This window comes from Stenotrophomonas sp. 93052_Sma, from assembly GCF_056481145.1.
The window spans coordinates 4,175,577-4,197,602 of sequence record NZ_CM151134.1; the positions used below are offsets into that span (position 1 = coordinate 4,175,577).

Sequence of the window (22,026 nt, forward strand, 5' to 3'; positions counted from 1 at the left end):
GCCGGAACAGTGTCAGTACGCGAACTCGCGGAACACCGGATCGACGTCGCCGTGCCAGCGGCCATGGAACAGCGCCAGCTTGCGTTCGGCCGGGGTCAGGCCGGACTCGACGATCTCCTGCAGCACGTCCAGGAACTTGCTCTCGTCCTGGCCGTCGGCATTGCGCGCCGCGCGGCGCTTGAGGCCTTCGACGGAAATCTTCACCGCTTCACGGGCCAGGTCGCGCACGCTGCCAGTGCGGAACGGCAGGTTCATCGCATGCTTCGGCACGCCATCGCGCAGTGCATGGCGCTCGGCCAGGGTGAAATCACGTACCAGGTCCCAGGCCGCATCCAGTGCGGTGTCGTCGTACAACAGGCCCACCCAGAATGCCGGCAGCGCACACAGGCGGCTCCACGGGCCACCGTCGGCACCGCGCATTTCCAGATACTTCTTCAGGCGCACTTCCGGGAACGCGGTGGTCATGTGGTCCGACCAGTCGCGCAGCGTCGGCAGCGCGCCCGGCAGCACCGGCAGCTTGGCCTGCATGAAATCGCGGAAGCTCTGCCCGCTGGCGTCGTGGTAGATGCCATCGCGGTAGGAGAAATACATCGGCACGTCGAGCAGGTAATCGACATAGCGCTCGTAACCGAAGCCATCCTCGAACACGAAGTCGAGCATGCCGGTGCGGTCGGCGTCGGTGTCGGTCCAGATGTGCGAGCGGTAGCTCAGGTAGCCGTTGGGCTTGCCTTCGGTGAACGGCGAATCGGCGAACAGCGCGGTGGCGATCGGCTGCAGCGCCAGCGACACGCGGAACTTCTTCACCATGTCCGCTTCGGTGGCGTAATCAAGGTTCACCTGCACCGTGCAGGTGCGGGTCATCATGTCCAGGCCCAGCGAGCCGACCTTGGGCATGTAGCCGCGCATGATCTTGTAGCGGCCCTTTGGCATCCACGGCATTTCATCGCGCTTCCACTTCGGCTGGAAGCCCATGCCGAGGAAGCCGAGCTGCAGCTCACCGGCCACCTGTGCCACTTCGTTGAGATGGGTGCCGGTCTCCACGCAGGTCTGGTGGATGGTCTCCAGCGCCGCGCCGGACAGTTCCAACTGACCGGCAGGTTCCAGCGTCACCGAGGCACCATCGCGCAGCAGGGCGATCGTGTTGCCGTTCTCCTGCACCGGCTCCCAGCCGAAGCGGACCAGGCCATTGAGCAGCGCTTCGATGCCGCGCTCGCCCTCGAAGGTCGGCGGGCGCAGGTCATCCAGGCGGAACCCGAACTTCTCGTGCTCGGTGCCGATGCGCCACTGCGCGCGGGGTTTCTCGCCGGAGGCGATCACCTCCACCAGCTGCGAGCGGTCGGTAATGGGTGTATCGGCGACGTGGCTGGGGCTCGACAAGGGGAAGGCTCGCTGGACAGTGGCGGGGGATGTGGGGCCCGGGGCCTTCCATCGCAAGGGCGCACTATAGCGTGGCGACCCGTTGCGTCATGCGACGGAGACGGTTTTCAGCATCCTACCGACGCCCTCTTGACCCTCGTACACTCGGGGCCATGAGCCGCCATTCACGACACCCCGAACTGCACCGCTCCGAGCGCGTCGGCTGGCTGCGTGCCGCCGTCCTGGGGGCCAACGATGGCATCGTCTCGGTGGCCGGCCTGGTGGTCGGCGTGGCCGCCAGCGGCGCCTCCGCGGCGACCATCCTGGCCACCGGCGTGGCTGGCACCGTGGCCGGCGCGATGTCGATGGCCGCCGGCGAGTATGTCTCGGTGCAGACCCAGGCCGACACCGAAGACGCCGACCTGGCGATGGAAAAGCGCGAACTGCACGAAGACCCGCACAGCGAGCTGGAAGAGCTGGCCGCGATCTACCGCCACCGCGGCCTGGAGCCGGCGCTGGCGCGGCAGGTGGCCGAGCAGCTCACCGCCCACGACGCACTGGGCGCCCACGCCCGCGACGAGCTGGGCATCACCGATACCCTGCGCGCGCCCGCTGCAGGCAGCGCTGGCCTCGGCCGGCGCCTTCACCTGTGGTGCGGCACTGCCGGTGCTGACCGCGCTGCTCGCGCCGGTCGACAAGGTCGCGATGATGACCACCGCCAGCACCCTGCTCGGCCTGTGCCTGACCGGCGCGATGGCGGCCCAGGCCGGCGGCGCACCGCCGGTACGCGGCGCGATCCGGGTGATGTTCTGGGGCGCGTTGGCGATGGCCGCGGCCGCCGGCGTCGGTCGCCTGCTCGGCGCACACGTGACATGACCGCCATGCTGCCCCCGGCCACCGCACTGCTGGCCGAGATGGCCAGTCTGGCGGGCTGTGAGCGCCGCCGAAGGCTATGCCTGCATCACCGCCCGTCGCGAGCATGGCGCCAGCTCGGTGGAGATTCCGCAACCGCAGTTCGCGATCCTGCTGGAAGGCCGCAAGCAGGTGCGCACCGCGCACCAGTCGCTGGAATTCATCCCCGGCGACATCCTGCTGCTGACCCAGCGCTGCCGGATCGATGTGGTCAACACGCCCGACCCGGGGACCGGCCGCTACCTCAGTGCCATCGTGCCGCTGTGTGCCGAAGTGCTGGCGGCCGCACGCACGCTGTGGAGCGAGGACCTTCCCGCGCCGGGCCAGGCGATGGCACGTCTGCCGTTGATCGACCATGGCACAGTGCTGCGCCAGTGGCGGCAATCGCTGCAGGACGGCCGCTACAGCGAGGCACGATTGGCGCTGGCCTCGCTGGTGCTGACCCTGTGCCGGCAGGGCCACGGCAACCTGCTGCTGCCGCAGGCGCCGAGCCTGGGCGAACAGATCCGCGACCGCATCGCCGCCGAACCGGCACGCGACTGGCAATCGCGTGATGTGGAAGAACAGTTCGCGCTGAGCGGTGCGACCCTGCGTCGTCGTCTCGCCGCCGAGGACACCAGCCTGCGCCAGCTGCTTACCGAGGCCCGGCTGGCGCATGGCATGCAGCTGCTCTACACCACGGACCTGCCATTGAAGACCGTCGCAGCACGCGCGGGCTACCGGTCTGCGGCGAGTTTCAGCAAGCGCTTCGCCGAGCAATACGGACTGGCTCCCACAGACATTTGAAGGGGTTCGGCAGGGCTGCGCCCTGCACCCGCCGAAGCGAGAGCAAGAGCCGGAGCAACAGCAACAGCAACAGCGTGCATTCCGTGGGATGGCGGGGCGGTGTGGGTGGGCAGGACACGCCGTAAACCCGTCCCTGGGGGCTCGATGGCGCCATCCATGGCGCCAACGGTCCTGCCCACCCACACCGCCCCACCTTCGACAGGTTCACTCGGCTGTTGGCAACTGCGGCTTTGTTCCGCGCGGCTGTTGGTAGGTGTCGACCTTGGTCGACACATCTGTCAGATATCGAATGAGTCATCCACGCATGGCGTGGATCTACTGTATCGACCAAGGTCGACACCCACCGGGGCAATACGTCGTTCCAACAGATCGCGGAAAACTGTCGAAGGCGGGGTGGGTCCGGTTGCGGGGGCGTGAGCCGCATGGATGCGGCGACCGAGCTTACATGGATGTACTTGCAGCGTCTCCCGCAACCGGACCCACCCCGCCATCCCACAGGAAACCAGTTTTTGACGTTGCTTTGGCTGCGGCCGTTGCCTCTGCGGGTGCAGGGCGCAACCCTGCAGACAACACCCCTTCCCTGAGCATTCCGCGCAGTGGTTTGAGCGCCGCGCACACGCCGGCCACGGCACTCTGGGCACAACGGAACCGCCCGTCATCCACCGAGAACCGCCATGACCCTGCGTCCCCTGCCGCTGCGCGGCGCCCTGCTGGTGGCCCTGTCGTCCCTGCCGCTGTGCGCACTGGCCGAAGCCACCTCGCCCGCTCCCACCCAGCAGGTGCCCGGCGTCTATCACCAGCGCGTCGGTGCGCTGCAGGTCACCGCCCTGTTCGACGGCGTGGTCGCGCTGGGTCGGCAGGAAGTGGTGGACGTGCCGCCGACGCTGGTCAGCCGCCTGCTGGAAGGCCGTTACGTGCCGGAAGACAAGAAGGGCCTGCAGACCGCGATCAATGCGTTCCTGATCCGCCAGGGCAACCACCTGACCCTGGTCGATACCGGTACCGCGCAGTGCTTCGGCCCCGGCCTGGGCCAGGTGCTGGGCAACCTGCGCGCCTCCGGCGTGGACCCGGCCGAGGTGGATGAGGTGCTGCTGACCCACGCCCATCCGGACCATCTGTGCGGCGTGCTCGACGCGCAGGGCAAGCCGGCCTACCCGAATGCCACGGTGTGGCTGTCCAAGGCGGATGCCGATTACTGGCTCAACCCAGCCAGCGAGGCCACCGCGCCGCAGGGCGTGCGTTTTGCCTTCCCGCTGGCGCGCAACGCGGTAGCGCCCTACCAGGCCAGCGGCCACCTGCGTACCTTCAACCCCGGCGATGCCCTGCCCGGTGGCGCGGTGGCGATGGACACCCATGGCCATACGCCCGGCCATGTCTCCTACCGGTTCGACAGCCAGGGCCAGTCACTGCTGGTGTGGGGCGATGTGCTGCACTTCCACGCGGTGCAGTTCGCGCACCCGGAGGCGGCCTTCGAGGCCGATTCGGACCGCAAAGCGGCCATCGCCAGCCGTCGCGGCCTGCTGCAGCAGGCCACCGCCAACGGTTGGTGGGTGGCCGGTGCGCACCTGCCGTTCCCCGGTCTGGGCCATGTGCGCAGCGAAGGCCAGGCCTATGCCTGGGTGCCGGCGGAATATTCGCCGTTGTGAGGGTGTGCCGACCAAGGTCGGCACCCACCCGATCCGGTAGCGCCCGGCTGCCAGCCGGGCGACGGGGGAGCGCTTACTCCAACCCCAGCCAGCCGCCGATCACGCCGCGGGCTTCGTCCACGCCGGTGCGGTCTTCGCCGGAGAACACCTGCACGCTGACGCTGTCGCCGTAGGCCGAGTGCAGTTCCTTGCGCACCTTCTGCAGGGTCTGCATCTGCTGGCTGCGGCTCAGCTTGTCGGCCTTGGTCAGCAACGCATGCGCCGGCAGGCCACGCTGCACGGCATAGGCCAGCATCTGCCGGTCGTAGTCCTTCAGCGGGTGGCGGATATCCATCACCACCACCAGGCCCCTCAGCGCATTGCGGGTGCGGAAGTAGCGGTCGATGAAGGCCTGCCAGTGCGCCTGCAGGTCCAGCGGCACCTTGGCGTAACCGTAACCGGGCAGATCGACCAGATGGGCTTCCGGGGTCACCTGGAAGAACACCAGCTGCTGGGTACGGCCGGGGGTCTTGGAGACACGGGCCAGGCTGTTCTGCCGGGTCAATGCGTTGAGGGCACTGGACTTGCCGGCGTTGGAGCGGCCCGCAAAGGCCACTTCGGCCCCCTCATCGGGCGGCAGCTGCCCCATGTTGTGGGCAGAGAGGTGGTATTGGGCGCGTTCGATGAGCAATGACATGTGCATAGGATCGCATGTTGCGGCACCGCGCGCCCGTGCCGGCGGCCTTTGCGGGCATTTTGCTGCACTGCTGCGTTGACCGTGCGCGGAAACGGCGTTGATAATCCGGGCGATGCCGGCGGCCACCGCCCGGCCCGGTCCATACGGAGCTTTAGCATGCGCCACGCTCGCGTTCTTGCCGTATCCGCCCTTGCCACTGCCGTAGTTGTTGCCGCTGCTGCGTTCGCGCAGACCACGTTGACCCCGCTGCCCGACAACGGGCCGATCAACACCGCCTCGCTGGAGGTCGATTTCAGCAAGACCCACTGGGGCGATGCCAAGGCCGGCCAGACCAAGGCCTCGACCTGCGCGGCCTGCCATGGCGCCGACGGCAATTCCACGGTGGAGATGTACCCGTCCATCGCCGGCCAGAGCGAACGCTACGTCGCTCAGCAGATGGCCCTGATCGCCAATGGGCAGCGCAGCTCCGGCGCGGCGGTGGCGATGGTGCCGTTCGTGCAGAACCTCACCCCGCAGGACATGCGCGACATCGGCGCGTTCTTCGCCACGCAGAAGGCCACTGCCGGCATCGCCGATGACACGGCGGTCACCGACGGCCCCTACAAGGGCATGAAGTTCTACGAGATCGGCCAGCAGCTGTACCGTGGCGGCGATGCCAAGCGTGGCCTGCCGGCCTGCATGGCCTGCCACGGCCCCAGTGGCGCCGGTAATCCGGGGCCGGCCTATCCGCACATCGGTGGCCAGCATGCCAGCTATGTCGCGCGCCGCCTGCAGGAATACCAGGCCGGCCAGACCAACGAGACCGACAAGGCGCACTTCCAGATCATGGCTGCGGTTGCGCAGAAGCTGAGCGAGCAGGAGGTGCAGGCGCTGTCGAGCTACCTGCAGGGCCTGCACAACAAGGCCGACGACGTGGCCGTTGCCACCGCGCCGGCACAACCGGCTGCCGCCCCCTGACCACCACTGGTCGGCCCGGGTCGCCACGCCGGCCCGCGGCTGCGGTATGTTTCCTTCACGCCGGCGACCGCGCCGGCGTTGCTTTTTTCAACGGAGATGCGTGTCGATGAGGTTGATTTCCCGCCTGCTGTTGTCTGTGCTGGTGCTGCTGCCGCTGGTAGCCTGCGCCGCCACCCCCGCCAATGCCCCGCTGGTCGAAGGCAAGGACTACGAGCGCATCGCCCAGCCGGGCCCGTTCCAGCCGCTGGCCGGCAAGATCGAGGTGGTCGAGGTCTTCGGCTACACCTGCCCGCACTGCGCCCGTTTCGAACCGCAGCTGGAAGCCTGGGCAGCCAAGCTGCCGGCCGATGTGCGCTTCACTCCGGTTCCGGCAGCCTTCGGCGGCGCCTGGGATGCCTGGGCACTGGCCTACTACGCCGCCGACGAAGTCGGCGTGGCCAAGCGCAGCCATGGCGCCGTGTTCAAGGCCCTGCACCAGGACGGCTCGCTGCCGATGCAGAACGTCTCGGCCGATGAGCTCGCCACCTTCTACAAGGCCTACGGCGTGACCCCGGACCGTTACCTGCAGGCCCTGCGCGGCGATGCCGTACAGAAGAAGGTCGATGCCGCCCGCGCGTTCGCCCAGCGCACCAAGATCCCCGGGACCCCGGCGCTGATCATCAACGGCCAGTACCTGGTCCGTGGCGACAGCTTCGACGACCAGCTGCGCATCGCCTCGGCGCTGATCGCCCAGGCCCGCGCCGCCCGCGGCCGCTGAACCAACACCCACCACCGACACGGCGCTTTCGCCGCCGCGTGTCATCATTTCCCCCTGGCCGGCGCATGACGCCGGCCCCACCTTTCCAGATGCTGGAGACGTTTCCATGAAGATCCGTTACGCCCTCGCCCTCGCAGCGCTGCTGCCGATCCTGGCGGCCTGCAAGGCCGACGACGGCAGCACCAACACCACCGCGGCCCCGGCCGAACCGGCTGCAGCTCCGGCGACCACCGAACCGGCCGCTCCGGCCGCGGGTACCGAAGGCGCCGCCCCGGCCGCTGCCGAAGGCGAGAAGGACGCGGCTGAAGCCGCACCGGCCGCTGCACCGGCCCCGACCACCACCGCACTGACCGGCCCGGCCCCGGTGGAAGGCGCCGACTACCAGGTGATCCCGAACGGCCAGCCGTTCCAGCCGGCCGCCGGCAAGATCGAAGTGACCGAGATCTTCGGCTATGTCTGCCCGGCCTGCGCCGCGTTCCAGCCGCTGGTCGGCCCGTGGAAGGCCGGCCTGCCGAGCGACGTGAACTTCGTCTACGTGCCGGCCATGTTCGGCGGTACCTGGGACAACTACGCCCGTGCCTTCTACGCCGCGCAGACCCTGGGCGTGCAGGAGAAGACCCACGAAGCCCTGTACGCTGCCATCCATTCGCAGAAGACCCTGAAGGGCGAGCGCGGCACCGATTCGGTTGACGACATCGCCAAGTTCTACGGTGCCTACGGCGTGGATCCGAAGCAGTTCGCCGCCACCATGGGCAGCTTCGCGGTGAATGCCAAGACCAACTCGGCCAAGCAGTTCGCCCAGCGCAGCCAGATCAGCGGCACCCCGTCGATCATCGTCAACGGCAAGTACCTGGTGAAGGGCAAGAGCTTCCCGGACATGCTGCGCATTGCCGACCACCTGATCGCCCGCGAACGCGGTGCGGCCCAGGCTCACTGATCCAAGAGAAGCGTTTCCCGGCCGTGAATTCCCCCCGTACACGGACCCTGCGCTTGCTGACGGCCAACATCCAGGCCGGCTCAAGTACCCGCCGCTACAGCGACTATGTGACCCGCAGCTGGTCACATGCGCTGCCGGCGGGCCGCAAGCGCAGCAGCCTGGACGCGATCGCCACCCTGGCGCGCGAACATGACATCGTCGGCCTGCAGGAGGCCGACCCGGGCAGCCTGCGCTCGGGCTTCACCAACCAGACCCACTACCTGGCCCAGCGTGCCGGCTTCAACTACTGGAGCCACCAGCCGAACCGGCGCATGGGCGGGGTCGCCTCCAGCGCCAACGGCCTGCTGAGCAAGCTGGAACCGGTGGAAGTGCAGGATCACGCCCTGCCCGGCCGCATCGGCGGGCGCGGCGTGCTGCTGGCCAAGTTCGGCGACGGCGCCGATGGCCTGGCGGTAGCGGTGGCCCATCTGTCGCTGGGCGCGGGCTCGCGGATGTCGCAGCTGGGCTTCATTGCCGAGCTGCTGTCCGACCATCCCAATGCCGTCCTGATGGGCGACTTCAACTGCCTGGCCGAACGCCCGGAAATGCAGGTGCTGTACCAGAAGACCCGGCTGCAGCCCCCCGGCTGCATCGTGCCGACCTTCCCCAGCTGGCGCCCCGATCGCGCCATCGACCACATCCTGGTCAGCAGCGGCCTGCAGACCCGCACCGTGGAAGCCGTACCGGCCGCGTTCTCCGATCACCTCGCCCTGGCGATGCAGATCGACGTCCCGGACGACGCCCTGCGCTGACCGCTCCTGGTGGGGTGCCAACCTTGGTTGGCACGCTCTCCGCCGGGCATGGCCCGGCGCTACCCCGCCTGCACCACCGGCACCTTCAGCCGCCGCGCGGTCATCGTGCTGCCCACCGAGGCCAGCACCGTGCAGCCGATCGCCAGCCACTGCAATCCATGCAGGTGCTCGTGCAGCAGCAGCATCGCCCACAGCGCGGCCACTGCCGGCTCCATGCTGATCAGGATGCCGAAGGTCTCCTTGGGCAGGCGCTTGAGCGCCATCATCTCCAGCGACATCGGGATCGCGCTGGACACCAAAGCCACCAGCAGGCCAGCGGCCAGGATCTTCGGATCGAGCAGTGCGGCGCCGGCATGCACCACGCCCACCGGCACCACCACCAGCGACGCCGCCAGCAGCCCCAGCGACACCGAATGCCCGGCGTGCAGATGGCCGGCACGCTTTCCGAACACGATGTACAGGCCCCAGCACGCCGCCGCACCCATGGCATACAGCACGCCGGCCGGATCCAGCGCCGGGCCGCCACCGATCGGCAACAGCAACAGCAGCCCCACCGCCGCGCAGCCCACCCACAGGAAGTCGATCGGTCGCCGTGATGACAGCATCGCCACCGTCAGCGGCCCGGTGAACTCGATGGCCACCGCGATGCCGAAGGGAATCGTGCGCAGGGCCATGTAGAACAGCAGGTTCATCAGGCCCAGGGTGAGCCCGTAGCGCAGGATGGTGATCGCATCCACGCGGCTGGTCTTCCAGCGCCATGGCCGCCAGAACAGCAGCAGCAACAGCGCCGAAAAGCCCACGCGCAGCGCGCTGGTGCCCTGGGCACCGATCAGCGGGAACAGGTGTTTTGCGTAGGAGGTGCCGATGGCCAGCGAGGTGACCGAGCCGAGCACCGCCAGCGCCGGCAACATCGGCGCGAATCGTGAAGTCTGCATGCGCAAAGTCTATTGCGCCGGTGCCGAGCACTTGGCTCAATTGACGGCCCGTTCGTGCAACTTCTGCTCGCCATGGCCACCGCCCCCGTGCTCGACAGCTTCGACCGCGCCATCCTCGACCTGCTGCAGCGGGACAACACCCTGCCGCAGCGCGAAATCGCCGAGGCCGTGCACCTGTCCACCCCGGCCGTGCAGCGCCGGATCAAGCGCCTGCAGGACAGCGGTGTGATCGCGGCCAATGTGGCCGTGGTCGCTGCGGCGAAGGTCGGACGACCGCTGACCATCATCGTCGAGGTGCGCGTGGTCAGCGAGCAGCGCGAACGCGTGGCGCCGTTCAAGCGTCGCGTGCAGGACGACCCGGCCGTGCAGCAGTGCTACTCGATCACCGGCGATGGCGATTTCCTGCTGTTGCTTTCGGCGGCGTCGATGGAGGAGTACGAGGCGATCACCGAGCGCTTGTTCGGTGGCGATGACAACATCGAGCGCTTCCGTACCTCGGTGGCACTGGGCACCTTGAAGCGGAGTTTCGAGGTCCCGCTGGCACCGGTTCTGTAGCGTCGAGCCATGCTCGACTGCGTTTTTACCGCAAAGCAACAGCCGTCGAGCATGGCTCGACGCTACAGTCGGAGACCATGAGCACTCCGTCCTCTCCTGCCGGTCGCCTGCGCCGCTGGCTGCTGCGCGGTCTGTGGCTGGCCATTGCCGTCGTTGCCGCGATGGCGCTGTGGAACAGTCCCTGGGCCGCCGCACCAAAGATGCTGTGGACACTCGCGCAGATGCCGCCGGCCACCGAACTCCCGGTGCCGGTGGAGGGTGTGCGCCCCCGCCAGATCGTCGATACCTTCGGCGCGCCGCGCGGCCGCGACCGCTCCCACGCCGGCATCGATATCTTCGCCCAGCGCGGCACGCCGGTGCGCAGCGTCACTGCCGGCGTCATCGCGGATGTCAGCGAACGCGGCCTCGGTGGTCGCCAGGTCTGGGTGATCGGGCCCGGGCGGGAACGCTACTACTACGCGCATCTGGAAGGCTGGGCCGAGGGCCTGGCGCGCGGCCAGGTGGTGCAGGCCGGTGACCTGCTCGGCCACGTGGGCGACAGCGGCAATGCCAAGGGCACGCCGCCGCATCTGCACTGGGGCATCTACGGCACGAACGGCCCCCGCAACCCGTTGCCGTTGCTGCGCTGATCGCCACGGCGCACCCGCGCACCGAACCGTTCATGGTTTGTAAATAGGAATGGTTCGTATTACCATTTCTTTCGTTTCCGGTGGTGCCAGGACGGCCTGCCCGCCCTTCCCCTACCCGTAGCGCCTCGCCTCCTGGATGCCGGCCGAACGCGCGTGCTCGTCCAGGACCCCCATGACCCGTCCCGCCTTCCGTACCCTGCAGCCGCAGCGGCTGTCCGTTGCCGTGCTTGCCGTTCTCTGCGCCGTGGCCCCGGCCGCCTTCGCCGACACCGCCGCCGATCCGACCACGCTGGACAAGGTGGTGGTCAAGGGCGAACGTGCCGAAGGCTATTCGGTGCGCCGCACCTCGGCCGGTACCCGCTTCGATCTGGCACCGCGCGAGATCCCGCAGTCGGTCAGCATCATCAGCCACCAGCGCATCGAAGATCAGAAGCTGGACGACATCATCGACGTGCTGGCCAACACCACCGGCGTGACCAGCACCCAGTCCGACAGCGAGCGCACCGAGTTCTACGCGCGTGGCTTCTACATCGATGCCTACCAGTTCGATGGCCTGCCGACGCAGATGGTGCAGAACTGGAGCTACGGCGATTCCGGCCTCGATCTTGCGCTGTACGACCGCGTGGAAGTGGTACGCGGCGCTACCGGCCTGCTCAGCGGTGCCGGCAATCCGTCCGCCTCGGTGAACCTCATCCGCAAACACGCCGACAGCGCAGAACTGACCGGCAGCATCTCGGTGAACGTCGGCAGTTGGGGCCGCACGCGCACCACCGTGGACGTGGGCACGGCGCTGAACGCCAGTGGCACGGTGCGCGGCCGGGTGATCGGCAGCTACCTGGACACCGATGGTCAGATGGACCGCTACAACCAGCGCAAGTCGCTGGGTTATGCCGTCATCGACGCCGACCTGACCCCGGACACGCAGCTCAGCGTGGGCTACGACTACCAGCAGAAGCGCGCCAACGGCGCGACCTGGGGCGGCTTCCCGATGTGGTACGCCGATGGCAGCCCGACCAACTATCCGACCTCGTTCAATCCGTCGCCGGACTGGACCTACTGGGACACCACCAGCAAGCGTGCGTTCGCCACCCTGCAGCATGCCTTCAGCAACGGCTGGAAGTTCAAGATCGGCGCCACCCACGACCGCACCAAGGCCGACGACAAGCTGTTCTATCCGGCCTACACCGCGTTCAACAAGACCACGGGCGCCGGCATCACGCCGATGGCCGGCTTCTACAACACCGAGCGCAAGGTTGATGGCATCGATGGCTACATCGATGGGCCGTTCCAGCTGTTCGGCCGCGAGCACCAGTTCATGGCCGGCCTGAGCTACAACAAGCGTGAGTTCGCCAACTATGGTGATTTCCAGCCTGACTTCAACGATCCGAATGCACAGTACCTGCCGCTGGCCAGCTACTTCGGCTGGACCGGTGATTTCCCGCAGCCGAACTGGCGACCGCTGAAGCTTGCCAGCCAGGGCACCATCACCCAGAAGGCCGGCTATGCCGCCGCACGCCTGTCGCTGGCCGATCCACTGAAGCTGATCATCGGTGCGCGCTACACCGACTGGAAGAGCGAAGACGAAGGCAACGACCGCTCGCACAAAGTGACCACGCCGTATGCCGGCCTGGTCTACGACATCAACGATACCTACTCCGCCTACGCCAGCTATACCGAGATCTTCCAGCCGCAGACGCTGCGCAACAAGCAGGGCAGCTACCTCGATCCGGTCGATGGCAAGAGCTACGAAGTCGGCGTCAAGGGCGCGTGGTTCGACAACCGGCTGAATGCATCCGTGGCAGTGTTCCGCATCGAGCAGGACAACGTTGGCCAGGAAACCATGGACAAGGTCGACGGGCAAATGAACGAGACCGCCTACATCGCTGCACGTGGCACCGTCAGCCGCGGCTTCGAGTTCGAAGTGAACGGCGAACTGGCACCGGGCTGGAACGCGACCTTCGGTGCTTCACGTTACGTGGCCAAGGACATCAACGGCGCCGACATCAACACCAACCTGCCGCAGACCGCGCTGAAGCTGTTCACCAGCTACACCCCGCAATCGCTGCAGGCACTGACCGTCGGCGGCGGTGCCAACTGGCAGAACCGCATCTACTACGCTGCGCCGGTAGTGGGCCGTTTCGAACAGGAAGGCTACGCGCTGGTCAGTGCCTTCGTGCGCTACCGCATCTCGCCGGAGTTCAGCGTGCAGGCCAACCTCAACAACCTGCTGGACAAGAAGTACTACTCGCAGATCACCGGTTACGGTGCCTACGGCGACGGCCGCAATGGCTCGCTGACGTTCACCTGGGCGTTCTGATCCAATCGGCCTTGTAGCGTCGAGCCATGCTCGACTCGATCACACGGGGTAGTCGAGCACGGCTCGACACCACAACGGCGCCGGGCTGAGCCCGGCGCCGTCCCTTCATCAGAAACGCAGGTCCGCGCGCAGGTACCAGTAGCGGCCACGCGGGATGTCATAGGTCGAAGCGTCGTAACCGTTCAACGAGCACGACAGGCAGATCGGCGGATCCTTGTCGAACACGTTGTTCAGGCCAGCGGTCAGCTGCAGCCCCTTCATCCAGTCGATCTTGTAGCCCACCTGCATGTCATGGAAGGTGGTGGCCGACAGCGTATTGGTGCCTGCGGCCTGGTTGCTGCAGACCGGGAATACAGAGGCGTCACCGCAGTTCTCGGTCAATTCGGAGATATGCCGAACGGTCCAGTTGGCACTCCAGCGGTCCAGCGTCCAGCCGATGCTGGCATTGCTGGTCCATTCCGGAATCGAGCTGTCGGCCACTTCCACGCCCGGCTTCTGCGGCTGCTTCTGGCCCGCCGCACCGGTGGCCTCGTAGCGGCCGACGAACGTGTTCTTCCAGCCCAGCTTGAACTGGCCGATCGAGCTCTGCGGCAACGTCCAGAACAGATCCACGTCACAGCCATCGGTCTTGATCGAGCCGAGATTGGTCAGGCGGTTGTTGAAGCTGCTCACTGCACCGGTATTGGCGCGGGTGATGCCATCGCAGTAGATCGGATCCAGCGTTTCCACGCACAGGTCCAGCTGGGTCTGCGCGTTGATTGCCTGGATCGCGCCATCGATGGCATGGCGATAGAAGGTCACCTCCACGTCGAAGCGCTCGGACCACGAGGTGTTGTTGCCAAACCACGGGCTCCACACGAAACCGGCACTGAAACTGCGCGAGCGCTCCGGATCCAGCTCGCGGTTGCCGCCGGTGGTCACCGAGATCTGCGAGTTGGCCTGCTGGAAGCCGGCCGGCACGCCCAGCGCGGCACAGTTGGCGGCGCTGCCGCGCGGCGGCGTACCGCCCAGGCCCACCGAGCATGGATCGAACAACTGCAGGTCGGCACGCGCGGCCGAACCGTACAACTCACCGATCGACGGTGCACGGAAGCCCTCGGCATAGGTCGTGCGCAGCACGAAATCGTCGGTCACCTGCCAACGCAGGCCGTACTTGGGCGTGAATTCGCCACCGAAGGTGGAGTAGTCCGAATAGCGGCCGGCCAGGCTCAGGTCCAGCTTCTTGCCGAATGAAGAGTCGGCGAAGATCGGCACGCTCAACTCCAGATAGGCCTCGTTGACGTCATACGAGCCGGACGTCGGCTGCGAAGGCACGCCGTTGTAGTGGCCCGCCACCGTCAGCGGATCGGGCTGGTACGAACCCTCGTACTTGCGATACTCGAAGCCGGTAGCGAACGACACCGGGCCGGCCGGCAGCGTGAACAGGTCGCTGGACAGGTTGGCGGTGAACAGGCTCAGTTCGTTCTGGCTGCGGTCACGCACCACCGGCTGGATCCACTTCAGCATGTCCGGAGTGATCGAACCGGCACCGCCGAAGATGTTCAGCGGCACGCAGCCCGGCGTCGCCGCACAGACGGACGGATCGCCCAGCGCCATGTTGACGTTGTAGATGTTGTAGCTGCCGTAGTTGGTCTGTTCGGCCTTGTTCTTGCTGTACATGCCGTTGACGTCCCAGTACCAGCTGCGGTCAGCCGCCTGGAAGTTGCCGACGAAGCCGGTGGCGAAATACGTGGTGTCCACTTCCTGCTTGAACACGCGCGCGCCGCCTTCTACTGGACGGCGACCGATCAGGCTCAGGTTGTCACCCGAGACCAGGTCGAAGCCGAACGGGTTGTACGGGTTGAGCGCAGACACGGTGATGTTGTCGGCCAGCGGATTGCCGGTGGCGCCATCGGGACCGAAGAACAGCGGCTCCGGGCCGGCCTGGTTGGTCGACTCACGGCGGTTGCCCAGTGCCTTGACGTACCACTGAACGTTGTCGGTGATGTCGAAGCGGAACTGGCCGAACAGGCCCTTACGCTCCGAGGGTGTCAGCACCATGTTGTATTCGGCGAAGTTGAAGCGATCAGCACTGGTGAAGCAGTGATAGTCATCGGTGCGCGCGCAGCCGGCACTGCCGTCGTAGCGCGGGTTGCTCACGCCGGTATTGGGCACGATGTTCTGCACCGCACCGGTGTTCGGGTCGGTGAACATGAAACGGCCCTGCGGAATGCCACCGCTGCCGAAGGCCAGGCCGGTGCCGGGAATCGGGAAGCGCGACTGCTCGCGGTCCTTGGCGAACACCGGATCCTGCTTGGTCCAGCTGGCGCCGAGGAACAGGCTGAAGCGATCACCGCTCTTGCCCCAGGCCAGGTCCACGCCCTTCTGCGTACCGTCGCCCTTGCTGTACTCGCCGTAGTTCAGGGTCACCTGGCCGCCATCGAAGTCGCGGCGGGTGATGATGTTGACCACGCCGGCAATGGCATCGGAGCCGTACAGCGACGACGCGCCATCTTCCAGCACTTCGATGCGCTCGACGATGGCCAGCGGAATGGTGTTGAGGTCGGTGGCCGAGCCCACACCGGAGGCGGACGACTCATTGACCCAGCGGATGCCGTCAACCAGCACCAGCACGCGCTTGGCGCCCAGATGGCGCAGGTCCACCTGCGCCGAGCCAGCACCTACACCACTGCCATCGGGCGGGAAGCCGAAGTTGCCGGACGAATTGAACTTGGCATTGAGCGCGGAACCGGAACCGGTGAGCTGCTGCAGCACTTCGCCGATCGAGGTCAGGCCGGTGCGTTCGATATCACCGCGGGTCAGCGTCTGGATCGGCACCTGGCCTTCGACTTCAGCGCGCTTGATGCGGGTACCGGTGACTTCCACCGCATCGAGGTTGGTGGTGGATTGTGCAGCGGCACCCAACGGTGCCAGGGTCATCACGCACAGCGCGACGGCAACCGCCAAAGGGCGGTGGTGCAGGTGATTCATTCGCTCTCTCTCCAAAGGAATGTCGGGACATGGGCTGCCGCACTCCCTCCCTGCATGGCGGCGCCGTCTCCTTTGTAAACAAGTAGTAAAAATCGCGGCGTGATGATCGACACTCTTTCACGCGGAATTGACGCAATTGCAGGCCGATTGCGTCAGATGGCTGCAGGTTATGACCGGACGATATTGTTCACGACAGGCAGCCTTGATGCCGGCTGCGACAGCGCCCGGGGGCTGCCACATTCATGGAAAAGGTCTTTGCCGGACCGTTTCAGGAATAGTTTGAAATTCCCTCTTTCAGAAGGCGCCGCTAGTCGATCCAGCGCAGACTCGCACCTCCAGCCATTCGCGGGAGGGTCGATCATGAAAGCGGTGAGTGCGGTGCTGGGTGTCACGACGGTGATGACGCTGCTTTTTTCCCTGGCGGGCGAATCGAGAGCAGGCGGCGTGATCGAGTGCAACAACTGCCCCTCTCCCAGCGATGCGGCCTTGGCCTCGGGAGAGGGATTGACGGTTGTGGTGGATTTCGAGAGAGCCGAGTTGACTGCTTTCGACGTTGAACGTGCCCCTGGGACCGGAAGGTGGCGAGCACATCCAACCCCGGTTCCAGCGCAGATTGAAATGGCCTTTCTGCGGATCCTGGATGCGACGCTGTCAGCAGGGGAAGCGCCGCCCATGCGGCAATCACCGCATGAGCGGCAGTGAGACATCGCACTACCGCACGAACGCAATGCGCTCCATGCCGGTCGCCTCGGCTGCGGCCAGAATCCTCGCCATGCCTTCGTATTCGGCCGCCGGATCGGTGGCGATACGCAGCTCCGGCAGGTTGCCGGCATGTTCGCCCGCCTGTGCCTGCAGGCGCGCCTGCAGCTCACTGATCACCATCGGCTGACCATTCCAGCTGAGCTGGTTGGCAGCGTCCAGGCGCAGCTCGATCGGCGGTGGCGGTTCGGGACGGTCGACCACGCGATCGGTGGCCTGTGGCAACTGCACGGCTATCGGCCGGGCCACGATCGGCGCGGTCACGATGAAGATGATCAACAGCACCAGCATCACATCCACCAGTGGCGTGACATTGATGTCCGCCAGCGGGCCGCTTCTTCCTGCGCTACTGAACGCCATGTGCCGCTCCCTGCAGCCGGGCCGTTCGCCCAAGCTCGACACTACGTCGCCCGCAGGCTCGCGAGGCAGTGCCTGCAGCACGAGCATTCAGCTGCCGTTGCCGACCCATCGCGTGCACGCAATGCGAAACTGAATTCAGCCATTGCCCGCTATGCTGCCCGCCATGACCCGACGCTCTTCGACCGCCCTGTCCCTGCTGCCCTTGGCCACCACGCTGCTGATCGGCTGCGCCAATGCCCAGTCCCTCGACGCCCAGAACGCACAGCTGAAGGCCGCGATCGCTGCCGCCGAACGCGGCCAGTTCGATCCCGGCCAAGCCGCCGCACTCAGCCGCCATCCGGCATACGGCTGGCTGGAGTACGCCAACCTGCGCCGCAACATCGACACCGTCGATACCGCGCAGGCGCAGGCCTTCCTCAAGCGCTATGACGGCCAGGCCGTGGCCACCACGTTCCGCAGCGTATGGCTGCCCTCGGTCGCACGCCGCCAGGACTGGCCGACCCTGCTCGCCAACTGGGCGCCCACCGACAACGCCGGCCTGCGCTGTGCGCAGCTGACCGCGCGCCAGGTGACCGGCAAGGTTGATCCGCAGTGGATCAGCGAAGCGCAGGATCTGTGGCGCAAGAACGGCAAGTCGCTGCCGGACGGCTGTGATGCCGTTTTCGCCGTGCTGCAGGCGCAGGGTGGTCTGAGCGACGCGCTGCGCTGGGAACGCATCGATGCCGCCGCCGACGCCCAGCAACCCGCTGTGATGCGCAGCGCCGCACGGGGCCTGCCTGCCACCGACCTGGCGCTGGCCAACAATTACGCCGCCTTTGTCGACAAGCCCAACGCCAGCGCGTTGAACTGGCCGCGCAACGAGCGCAGCCGGCGCATCGCCACCGATGGCCTGGCCAAGCTGGCCAAGGCCGATCCCGGCGCCACCGAACAGCAGCTGCCGCAGTACGCGCAGGCACTGGGCCTGAGTGCCGAGCAGCAGGGCCAGGTGCTGTACCAGATCGCACTGTGGACGGTGGCGTCCTACCTGCCCGATTCGGCGCGGCGCCTCAACGCGGTGCCAGAATCGGCGTACGACGAACGCCTGCACGAGTGGCGCGTGCGCGAAGCGATGTCGCGCGGTGACTGGCCGGCGGCGCTGACCGCGATCCGCAAGATGGGCAGCAAGCAGCGCAGCGACCCGCGCTGGCGCTACTTCGAAGGCCGCATGCTGGAGAAGACCGGCCAGGCCCAACAGGCGCAGCCGCTGTTCCGCGAGGCCGCGCGCGCACCGACCTTCCATGGTTTCCTCGCCGCCGACAAACTGCAGCAGGGCTACACGCTGTGCCCGTGGAAGCCGAACGACAGCGCGCAGGCACAGGCGGTGATCGCGCGCACCCAGCCATCCAGCGCGCGATGGCGCTGTACCAGATCGACCGCGCCGGCTGGGCCGTGGCCGAATGGAACAGTGCGCTGTCGCGCTTCGATGACACCCAGCGCCGCCTCGCCGTTCGCGTGGCGCAGGACAATGGCTGGTTCGACCGCGCCGTGTTCGCACTCGGCAAGCAGCCGCAGGAACAGCGCCTGTACGACCTGCGTTTCCCGCTGCACCACGACGCCACCATCCGCCGCGAATCGGCACGCAACGCGATCGATCCGGCCTGGGTGGCGGCAGAGATCCGCGCCGAGAGCACCTTCACCCCCCGCGCGCCCTCGCCTGCCAACGCCATGGGCCTGATGCAGGTGCTGCCGGCCACCGGTGCCGGCGTGGCCAAGTCGATCGGCCTGACCGGCTACGGCGGCGCCGACAGCCTGTACGACCCGGACACCAACATCGCCATCGGTACCGCCTATCTGCGCCAGCTGATGAACAAGTACGACGGTCTGCCGTACGTGACCATCGCCGCCTACAACGCCGGCCCGACCCCGACCGCGCGTTGGCAGGGCCAGCGCCCGGGTTATGACCCGGACCTGTGGATCGAGACCATCAGCTACAAGGAAACCCGCGAGTACGTCGCACGCGTGCTGGCCTTCAGCGTGATCTACGACTGGCGCCTCAATGGTGATGCGCTGCCTCTGAGCGACCGTCTGATGGGCCGCCTGGTGGACAAGCGCAAGAGCTTCAGCTGCGCCGCCAACGCTGACCAGGACGGCGATTGATTGCAATGCGGTCGTGCCGGCCGCTGGCCGGCTTCGGCCATCATCCAAGGGTTGCCGGCCAGCGGCCGGCACTACCCGGCATCCGTTTCCCGGGGAGGGGAAAGCGATGAGCCTGCTGGCCTGGATCGGGATATTCGCCGCCTGGAGCCTGTTCGCCACCTGGGTGCTGCGCTGGGGTGGCGCGGCCTGGATGGAAGGCTGGAAGTCGCTGGCCTTCATCGACAGCTGGGGCAGCCTGTGGGACGAATCGCAGATCAAGCTGTACTTCCTCTGCCTGTGGATCGTCTACGGCCTGTGGTTCCTGGCTGGCCTGTTCGTGCCGGAGTGGCGCGGCCTGCCGTGATTCCTCTTCATCGGTAGTGCCGGCCGCTGGCCGGCAACCGCCATTGTCCAAGGGTTGCCGGCCAGCGGCCGGCACTACCGATGCTCATGCACCTACCGTGCGATCATCCCCCCATGAAGATCTATCTTGTCGGCGGCGCCGTGCGCGACCGCCTGCTGCAGCGCCCTGCCGGCGACCGCGACTGGGTGGTGGTCGGTGCCACGCCCGCGCAGATGGAGGCGCAGGGCTACACCGCCGTCGGCCGCGATTTCCCGGTGTTCCTGCACCCGAAGACCGGCGAGGAGTACGCGCTGGCGCGCACCGAGCGCAAATCCGGCCGTGGCTATCGCGGCTTCGTGGTCGATGCCGATCCGGCGGTCACCCTTGAAGAAGACCTGCAGCGCCGCGACTTCACCATCAATGCGATTGCCTGCGATGAGGAGACCGGCACACTGGTCGATCCTTACGGTGGCGTTCGCGATCTTGAGCAGCGCGTGCTGCGCCACGTCGGCCCGGCGTTCGTGGAAGATCCACTGCGCGTGCTGCGCGCGGCGCGCTTCATGGCGCGCTTCGCGCCACTGGGCTTCACCGTCGCCGAAGAGACCATGGCGCTGATGCGCGAGGTCGCCGCCAGTGGCGAGCTGGACGCGCTGGTGCCGGAACGCGTCTGGCAGGAACTGCGCAAGGCGCTGGTCAGTGAACGGCCCTCCGCCTTCCTGCGCACGCTGCACGATGCGCAGGCACTGGGCCCGATCCTGCCCGAACTGGAAGCGCTGTATGGCGTGCCGCAGCGTGCCGAATTCCATCCGGAAGTCGACACCGGCATCCACCAGGAAATGGTCAGCGACATGGCCGCGAAACTGGCACCGGGTGATGACCTGGTCGGCTTCGCTGCCCTCACCCACGACCTCGGCAAGGGCCTGACCCCGCCGGAGGAATGGCCACGCCACATCATGCACGAGCAGCGCGGCATCAAACCGCTGAAGGCATTGTGCGCGCGGTTGAAGATTCCCACCGAGCACCAGCAACTGGCCGAGGCGGTCTGCCGCGAGCACTTGAACGTGCACCGCATCGACGAACTGCGCGATGCCACCGTGCTGGAACTGCTGGGCCGCTGCGATGCACTGCGCAGGCCAGAGCGCGTGGCTCGTATCGCGCTGTGCTGCGAGGCCGACAAGCGCGGTCGGCTCGGTTTCGAGGATGCCGACTACCCACAGGGCGAAACGCTCAAGCGCCTGCACCAGGCGGCGCTGTCAGTGCAGGCGCGGGATCTGGATACCACACATCTGAAGGGCCCGGCCATCGGCGAAGCACTGGCCAAGGCGCGGGTGAAAGCCATCGCCGCCGCCCGCTGAAGCCCTGGTAGTGCCGGCCGCTGGCCGGCACCCAGACAATCCCTGGATTCAGTGCGCCATGCCGCGGGTGATCGCCGCCGCACGCTGCTTCAGCTGGGCCACGGCATCGGGAATCATCTCCATGCCCACGTCCAGGCCCGGGTTCAGCACCAGGCCGACGCCGTCGCCGATACCGGCCAGCAGCGCGTGCACCGCGATCGGCATGGCATGGGCAAACTGCGGCAGCTGCTCGTGCCACAGGCCGGCGCGCTCGGGGGCGGTGAACACCGCGAACATCGGCTCACCGCTCTCGCTGGTCAGCACCAGCGGCGAGATGCTCTCGTCCCAGGCGCCATCTTCGCCGATGGCCTTGTCCAGCAGCACGAACGCCGTCGAGGTCAGCAGGCCGTCAAGAAACTGCGCTGCGGCCAGCGTGCCGTCCTGGGCCTGCAGCAGGCGCACCTCGAGGTCGTTGAGGGGTTCGAACGGGGTGTCGTGGTCCATGGTCGGTTCCGGTACGTGATTGCAGGGCAGACTTTAACAGGCCCGCTCCTCAACCGAGGAATCCATGCCGCCACAGCCAGCCCAACGCCGCCAGACCGGCCACCACCACCAGCATCAGCGGCAGGCCGAAGCGGTGCCGCCACGGGATCGGCACCCCGCCCAGCTGCTGGTCCATGGTCTCGGTATCCAGCACCCAGCCGTGCTCGCACCGGGTGCAGGCCAGCTCGTAGCGGCGATGGTAGGTGAGGCGAACAGCAGGTCGATGCGCGCCATCTTGTAGCGCAGCTGGGGGGCGAACTCGGTTTCCGTCTGGCAGCGCAGGCAGTGGTGGGCTTCGGTCGGGCCGACCACCATCACCCGTTCCTGCTGGCCGATCAGGATCATGGA

The 22,026-nt window shown here is 67.0% G+C and carries 17 protein-coding genes and 4 pseudogenes; 14 read left to right on the forward strand and 7 right to left on the reverse strand.

The features are described 5' to 3' along the window. Positions 1-12: 12 nt before the first annotated feature. Entirely contained in the window at positions 13-1,377 is a 1,365-nt protein-coding gene (locus ACZK2V_RS19515) for a glutamate--cysteine ligase (RefSeq protein WP_486322699.1), read from the reverse strand. 152 nt (positions 1,378-1,529) lie between these two features. Between ACZK2V_RS19515 and ACZK2V_RS19520 the strand changes: the two are divergent. From ACZK2V_RS19520 to ACZK2V_RS19530, 3 genes and pseudogenes are all read left to right on the forward strand, one after another. Beyond that, a pseudogene (locus tag ACZK2V_RS19520) lies at positions 1,530-2,232 on the forward strand (VIT1/CCC1 transporter family protein). Further along, positions 2,229-3,054 (forward strand): annotated as a pseudogene (locus tag ACZK2V_RS19525) (helix-turn-helix transcriptional regulator). Before ACZK2V_RS19520 ends, ACZK2V_RS19525 begins: the two co-directional pseudogenes overlap by 4 nt. A gap of 674 nt (positions 3,055-3,728) precedes the next feature. Next, positions 3,729-4,700, forward strand: coding sequence for an MBL fold metallo-hydrolase (locus tag ACZK2V_RS19530; protein ID WP_486322700.1), 972 nt, complete (start codon positions 3,729-3,731; stop codon positions 4,698-4,700). 73 nt (positions 4,701-4,773) lie between these two features. Here ACZK2V_RS19530 and yihA read toward each other — a convergent pair whose 3' ends face one another. Next, positions 4,774-5,376 carry a ribosome biogenesis GTP-binding protein YihA/YsxC gene (gene yihA, locus ACZK2V_RS19535; protein ID WP_132810782.1) on the reverse strand — a complete coding sequence of 201 codons (603 nt, stop codon included), beginning with the start codon at positions 5,374-5,376 and terminating at the stop codon, positions 4,774-4,776. Positions 5,377-5,532: 156 nt separating this feature from the next. Between yihA and ACZK2V_RS19540 the strand changes: the two genes are divergently transcribed. The 4 genes from ACZK2V_RS19540 (at position 5,533) to ACZK2V_RS19555 (ending at position 8,818) form a co-directional block, all read left to right on the forward strand. Then, positions 5,533-6,333, forward strand: a complete 801-nt coding sequence (locus tag ACZK2V_RS19540) for a c-type cytochrome (protein ID WP_486322701.1) — start codon at positions 5,533-5,535, stop codon at positions 6,331-6,333. A 106-nt stretch (positions 6,334-6,439) separates the two neighbouring features. Beyond that, a complete protein-coding gene (locus ACZK2V_RS19545; RefSeq protein ID WP_049400466.1) occupies positions 6,440-7,090 on the forward strand; it encodes a thiol:disulfide interchange protein DsbA/DsbL in 651 nt (216 codons plus the stop codon). A gap of 106 nt (positions 7,091-7,196) precedes the next feature. Next, complete coding sequence (locus ACZK2V_RS19550) at positions 7,197-8,027, forward strand: thiol:disulfide interchange protein DsbA/DsbL (RefSeq protein ID WP_132810783.1); 831 nt, start codon at positions 7,197-7,199, stop codon at positions 8,025-8,027. Between the two features lie 53 nt (positions 8,028-8,080). Beyond that, positions 8,081-8,818 (forward strand): endonuclease/exonuclease/phosphatase family protein, encoded by a 738-nt coding sequence (locus tag ACZK2V_RS19555; RefSeq protein ID WP_206138664.1) that lies wholly within the window; start codon positions 8,081-8,083, stop codon positions 8,816-8,818. A 59-nt stretch (positions 8,819-8,877) separates the two neighbouring features. Here ACZK2V_RS19555 and ACZK2V_RS19560 read toward each other — a convergent pair whose 3' ends face one another. After that, a complete protein-coding gene (locus ACZK2V_RS19560) occupies positions 8,878-9,753 on the reverse strand; it encodes an EamA family transporter (protein WP_012512098.1) in 876 nt (291 codons plus the stop codon). Between the two features lie 72 nt (positions 9,754-9,825). Between ACZK2V_RS19560 and ACZK2V_RS19565 the strand changes: the two genes are divergently transcribed. From ACZK2V_RS19565 to fhuE, 3 genes are all read left to right on the forward strand, one after another. Beyond that, positions 9,826-10,308: an Lrp/AsnC family transcriptional regulator gene (locus tag ACZK2V_RS19565; protein WP_049400468.1), complete on the forward strand. Its 483-nt coding sequence runs from the start codon at positions 9,826-9,828 to the stop codon at positions 10,306-10,308. Positions 10,309-10,385: 77 nt separating this feature from the next. Continuing rightward, a complete protein-coding gene (locus tag ACZK2V_RS19570) occupies positions 10,386-10,937 on the forward strand; it encodes a M23 family metallopeptidase (protein WP_486322702.1) in 552 nt (183 codons plus the stop codon). A gap of 172 nt (positions 10,938-11,109) precedes the next feature. Then, a complete protein-coding gene (gene fhuE, locus ACZK2V_RS19575) occupies positions 11,110-13,254 on the forward strand; it encodes a ferric-rhodotorulic acid/ferric-coprogen receptor FhuE (protein WP_486322703.1) in 2,145 nt (714 codons plus the stop codon). Positions 13,255-13,362: 108 nt separating this feature from the next. Here fhuE and ACZK2V_RS19580 read toward each other — a convergent pair whose 3' ends face one another. Continuing rightward, positions 13,363-16,224: a TonB-dependent receptor gene (locus tag ACZK2V_RS19580; protein ID WP_486322704.1), complete on the reverse strand. Its 2,862-nt coding sequence runs from the start codon at positions 16,222-16,224 to the stop codon at positions 13,363-13,365. Positions 16,225-16,326: 102 nt separating this feature from the next. On the opposite strand from ACZK2V_RS19580, the gene ACZK2V_RS19585 reads away from it, so the two are divergent. Next, on the forward strand, positions 16,327-16,926 hold the full coding sequence (locus tag ACZK2V_RS19585) for a hypothetical protein (protein WP_486322705.1): 600 nt from the start codon (positions 16,327-16,329) through the stop codon (positions 16,924-16,926). 9 nt (positions 16,927-16,935) lie between these two features. Here ACZK2V_RS19585 and ACZK2V_RS19590 read toward each other — a convergent pair whose 3' ends face one another. Continuing rightward, entirely contained in the window at positions 16,936-17,343 is a 408-nt protein-coding gene (locus ACZK2V_RS19590) for an ExbD/TolR family protein (RefSeq protein ID WP_071229521.1), read from the reverse strand. A 151-nt stretch (positions 17,344-17,494) separates the two neighbouring features. Here ACZK2V_RS19590 and ACZK2V_RS19595 point away from each other — a divergent pair. The 3 genes and pseudogenes from ACZK2V_RS19595 to ACZK2V_RS19605 all read left to right on the forward strand — a co-directional run bounded on the left by ACZK2V_RS19595 (position 17,495) and on the right by ACZK2V_RS19605 (position 21,156). Further along, positions 17,495-19,479, forward strand: a pseudogene (locus tag ACZK2V_RS19595) (transglycosylase SLT domain-containing protein). A 106-nt stretch (positions 19,480-19,585) separates the two neighbouring features. Continuing rightward, positions 19,586-19,822 carry a hypothetical protein gene (locus tag ACZK2V_RS19600; protein WP_071229519.1) on the forward strand — a complete coding sequence of 79 codons (237 nt, stop codon included), beginning with the start codon at positions 19,586-19,588 and terminating at the stop codon, positions 19,820-19,822. 113 nt (positions 19,823-19,935) lie between these two features. Beyond that, positions 19,936-21,156 (forward strand): multifunctional CCA addition/repair protein, encoded by a 1,221-nt coding sequence (locus ACZK2V_RS19605; RefSeq protein ID WP_075676247.1) that lies wholly within the window; start codon positions 19,936-19,938, stop codon positions 21,154-21,156. Positions 21,157-21,204: 48 nt separating this feature from the next. Here ACZK2V_RS19605 and ACZK2V_RS19610 read toward each other — a convergent pair whose 3' ends face one another. Both ACZK2V_RS19610 and ACZK2V_RS19615 read right to left on the reverse strand, forming a co-directional pair. Continuing rightward, on the reverse strand, positions 21,205-21,639 hold the full coding sequence (locus ACZK2V_RS19610) for an SseB family protein (RefSeq protein WP_189720034.1): 435 nt from the start codon (positions 21,637-21,639) through the stop codon (positions 21,205-21,207). A 49-nt stretch (positions 21,640-21,688) separates the two neighbouring features. Continuing rightward, positions 21,689-22,023 (reverse strand): annotated as a pseudogene (locus tag ACZK2V_RS19615) (hypothetical protein). Positions 22,024-22,026: the final 3 nt, after the last annotated feature.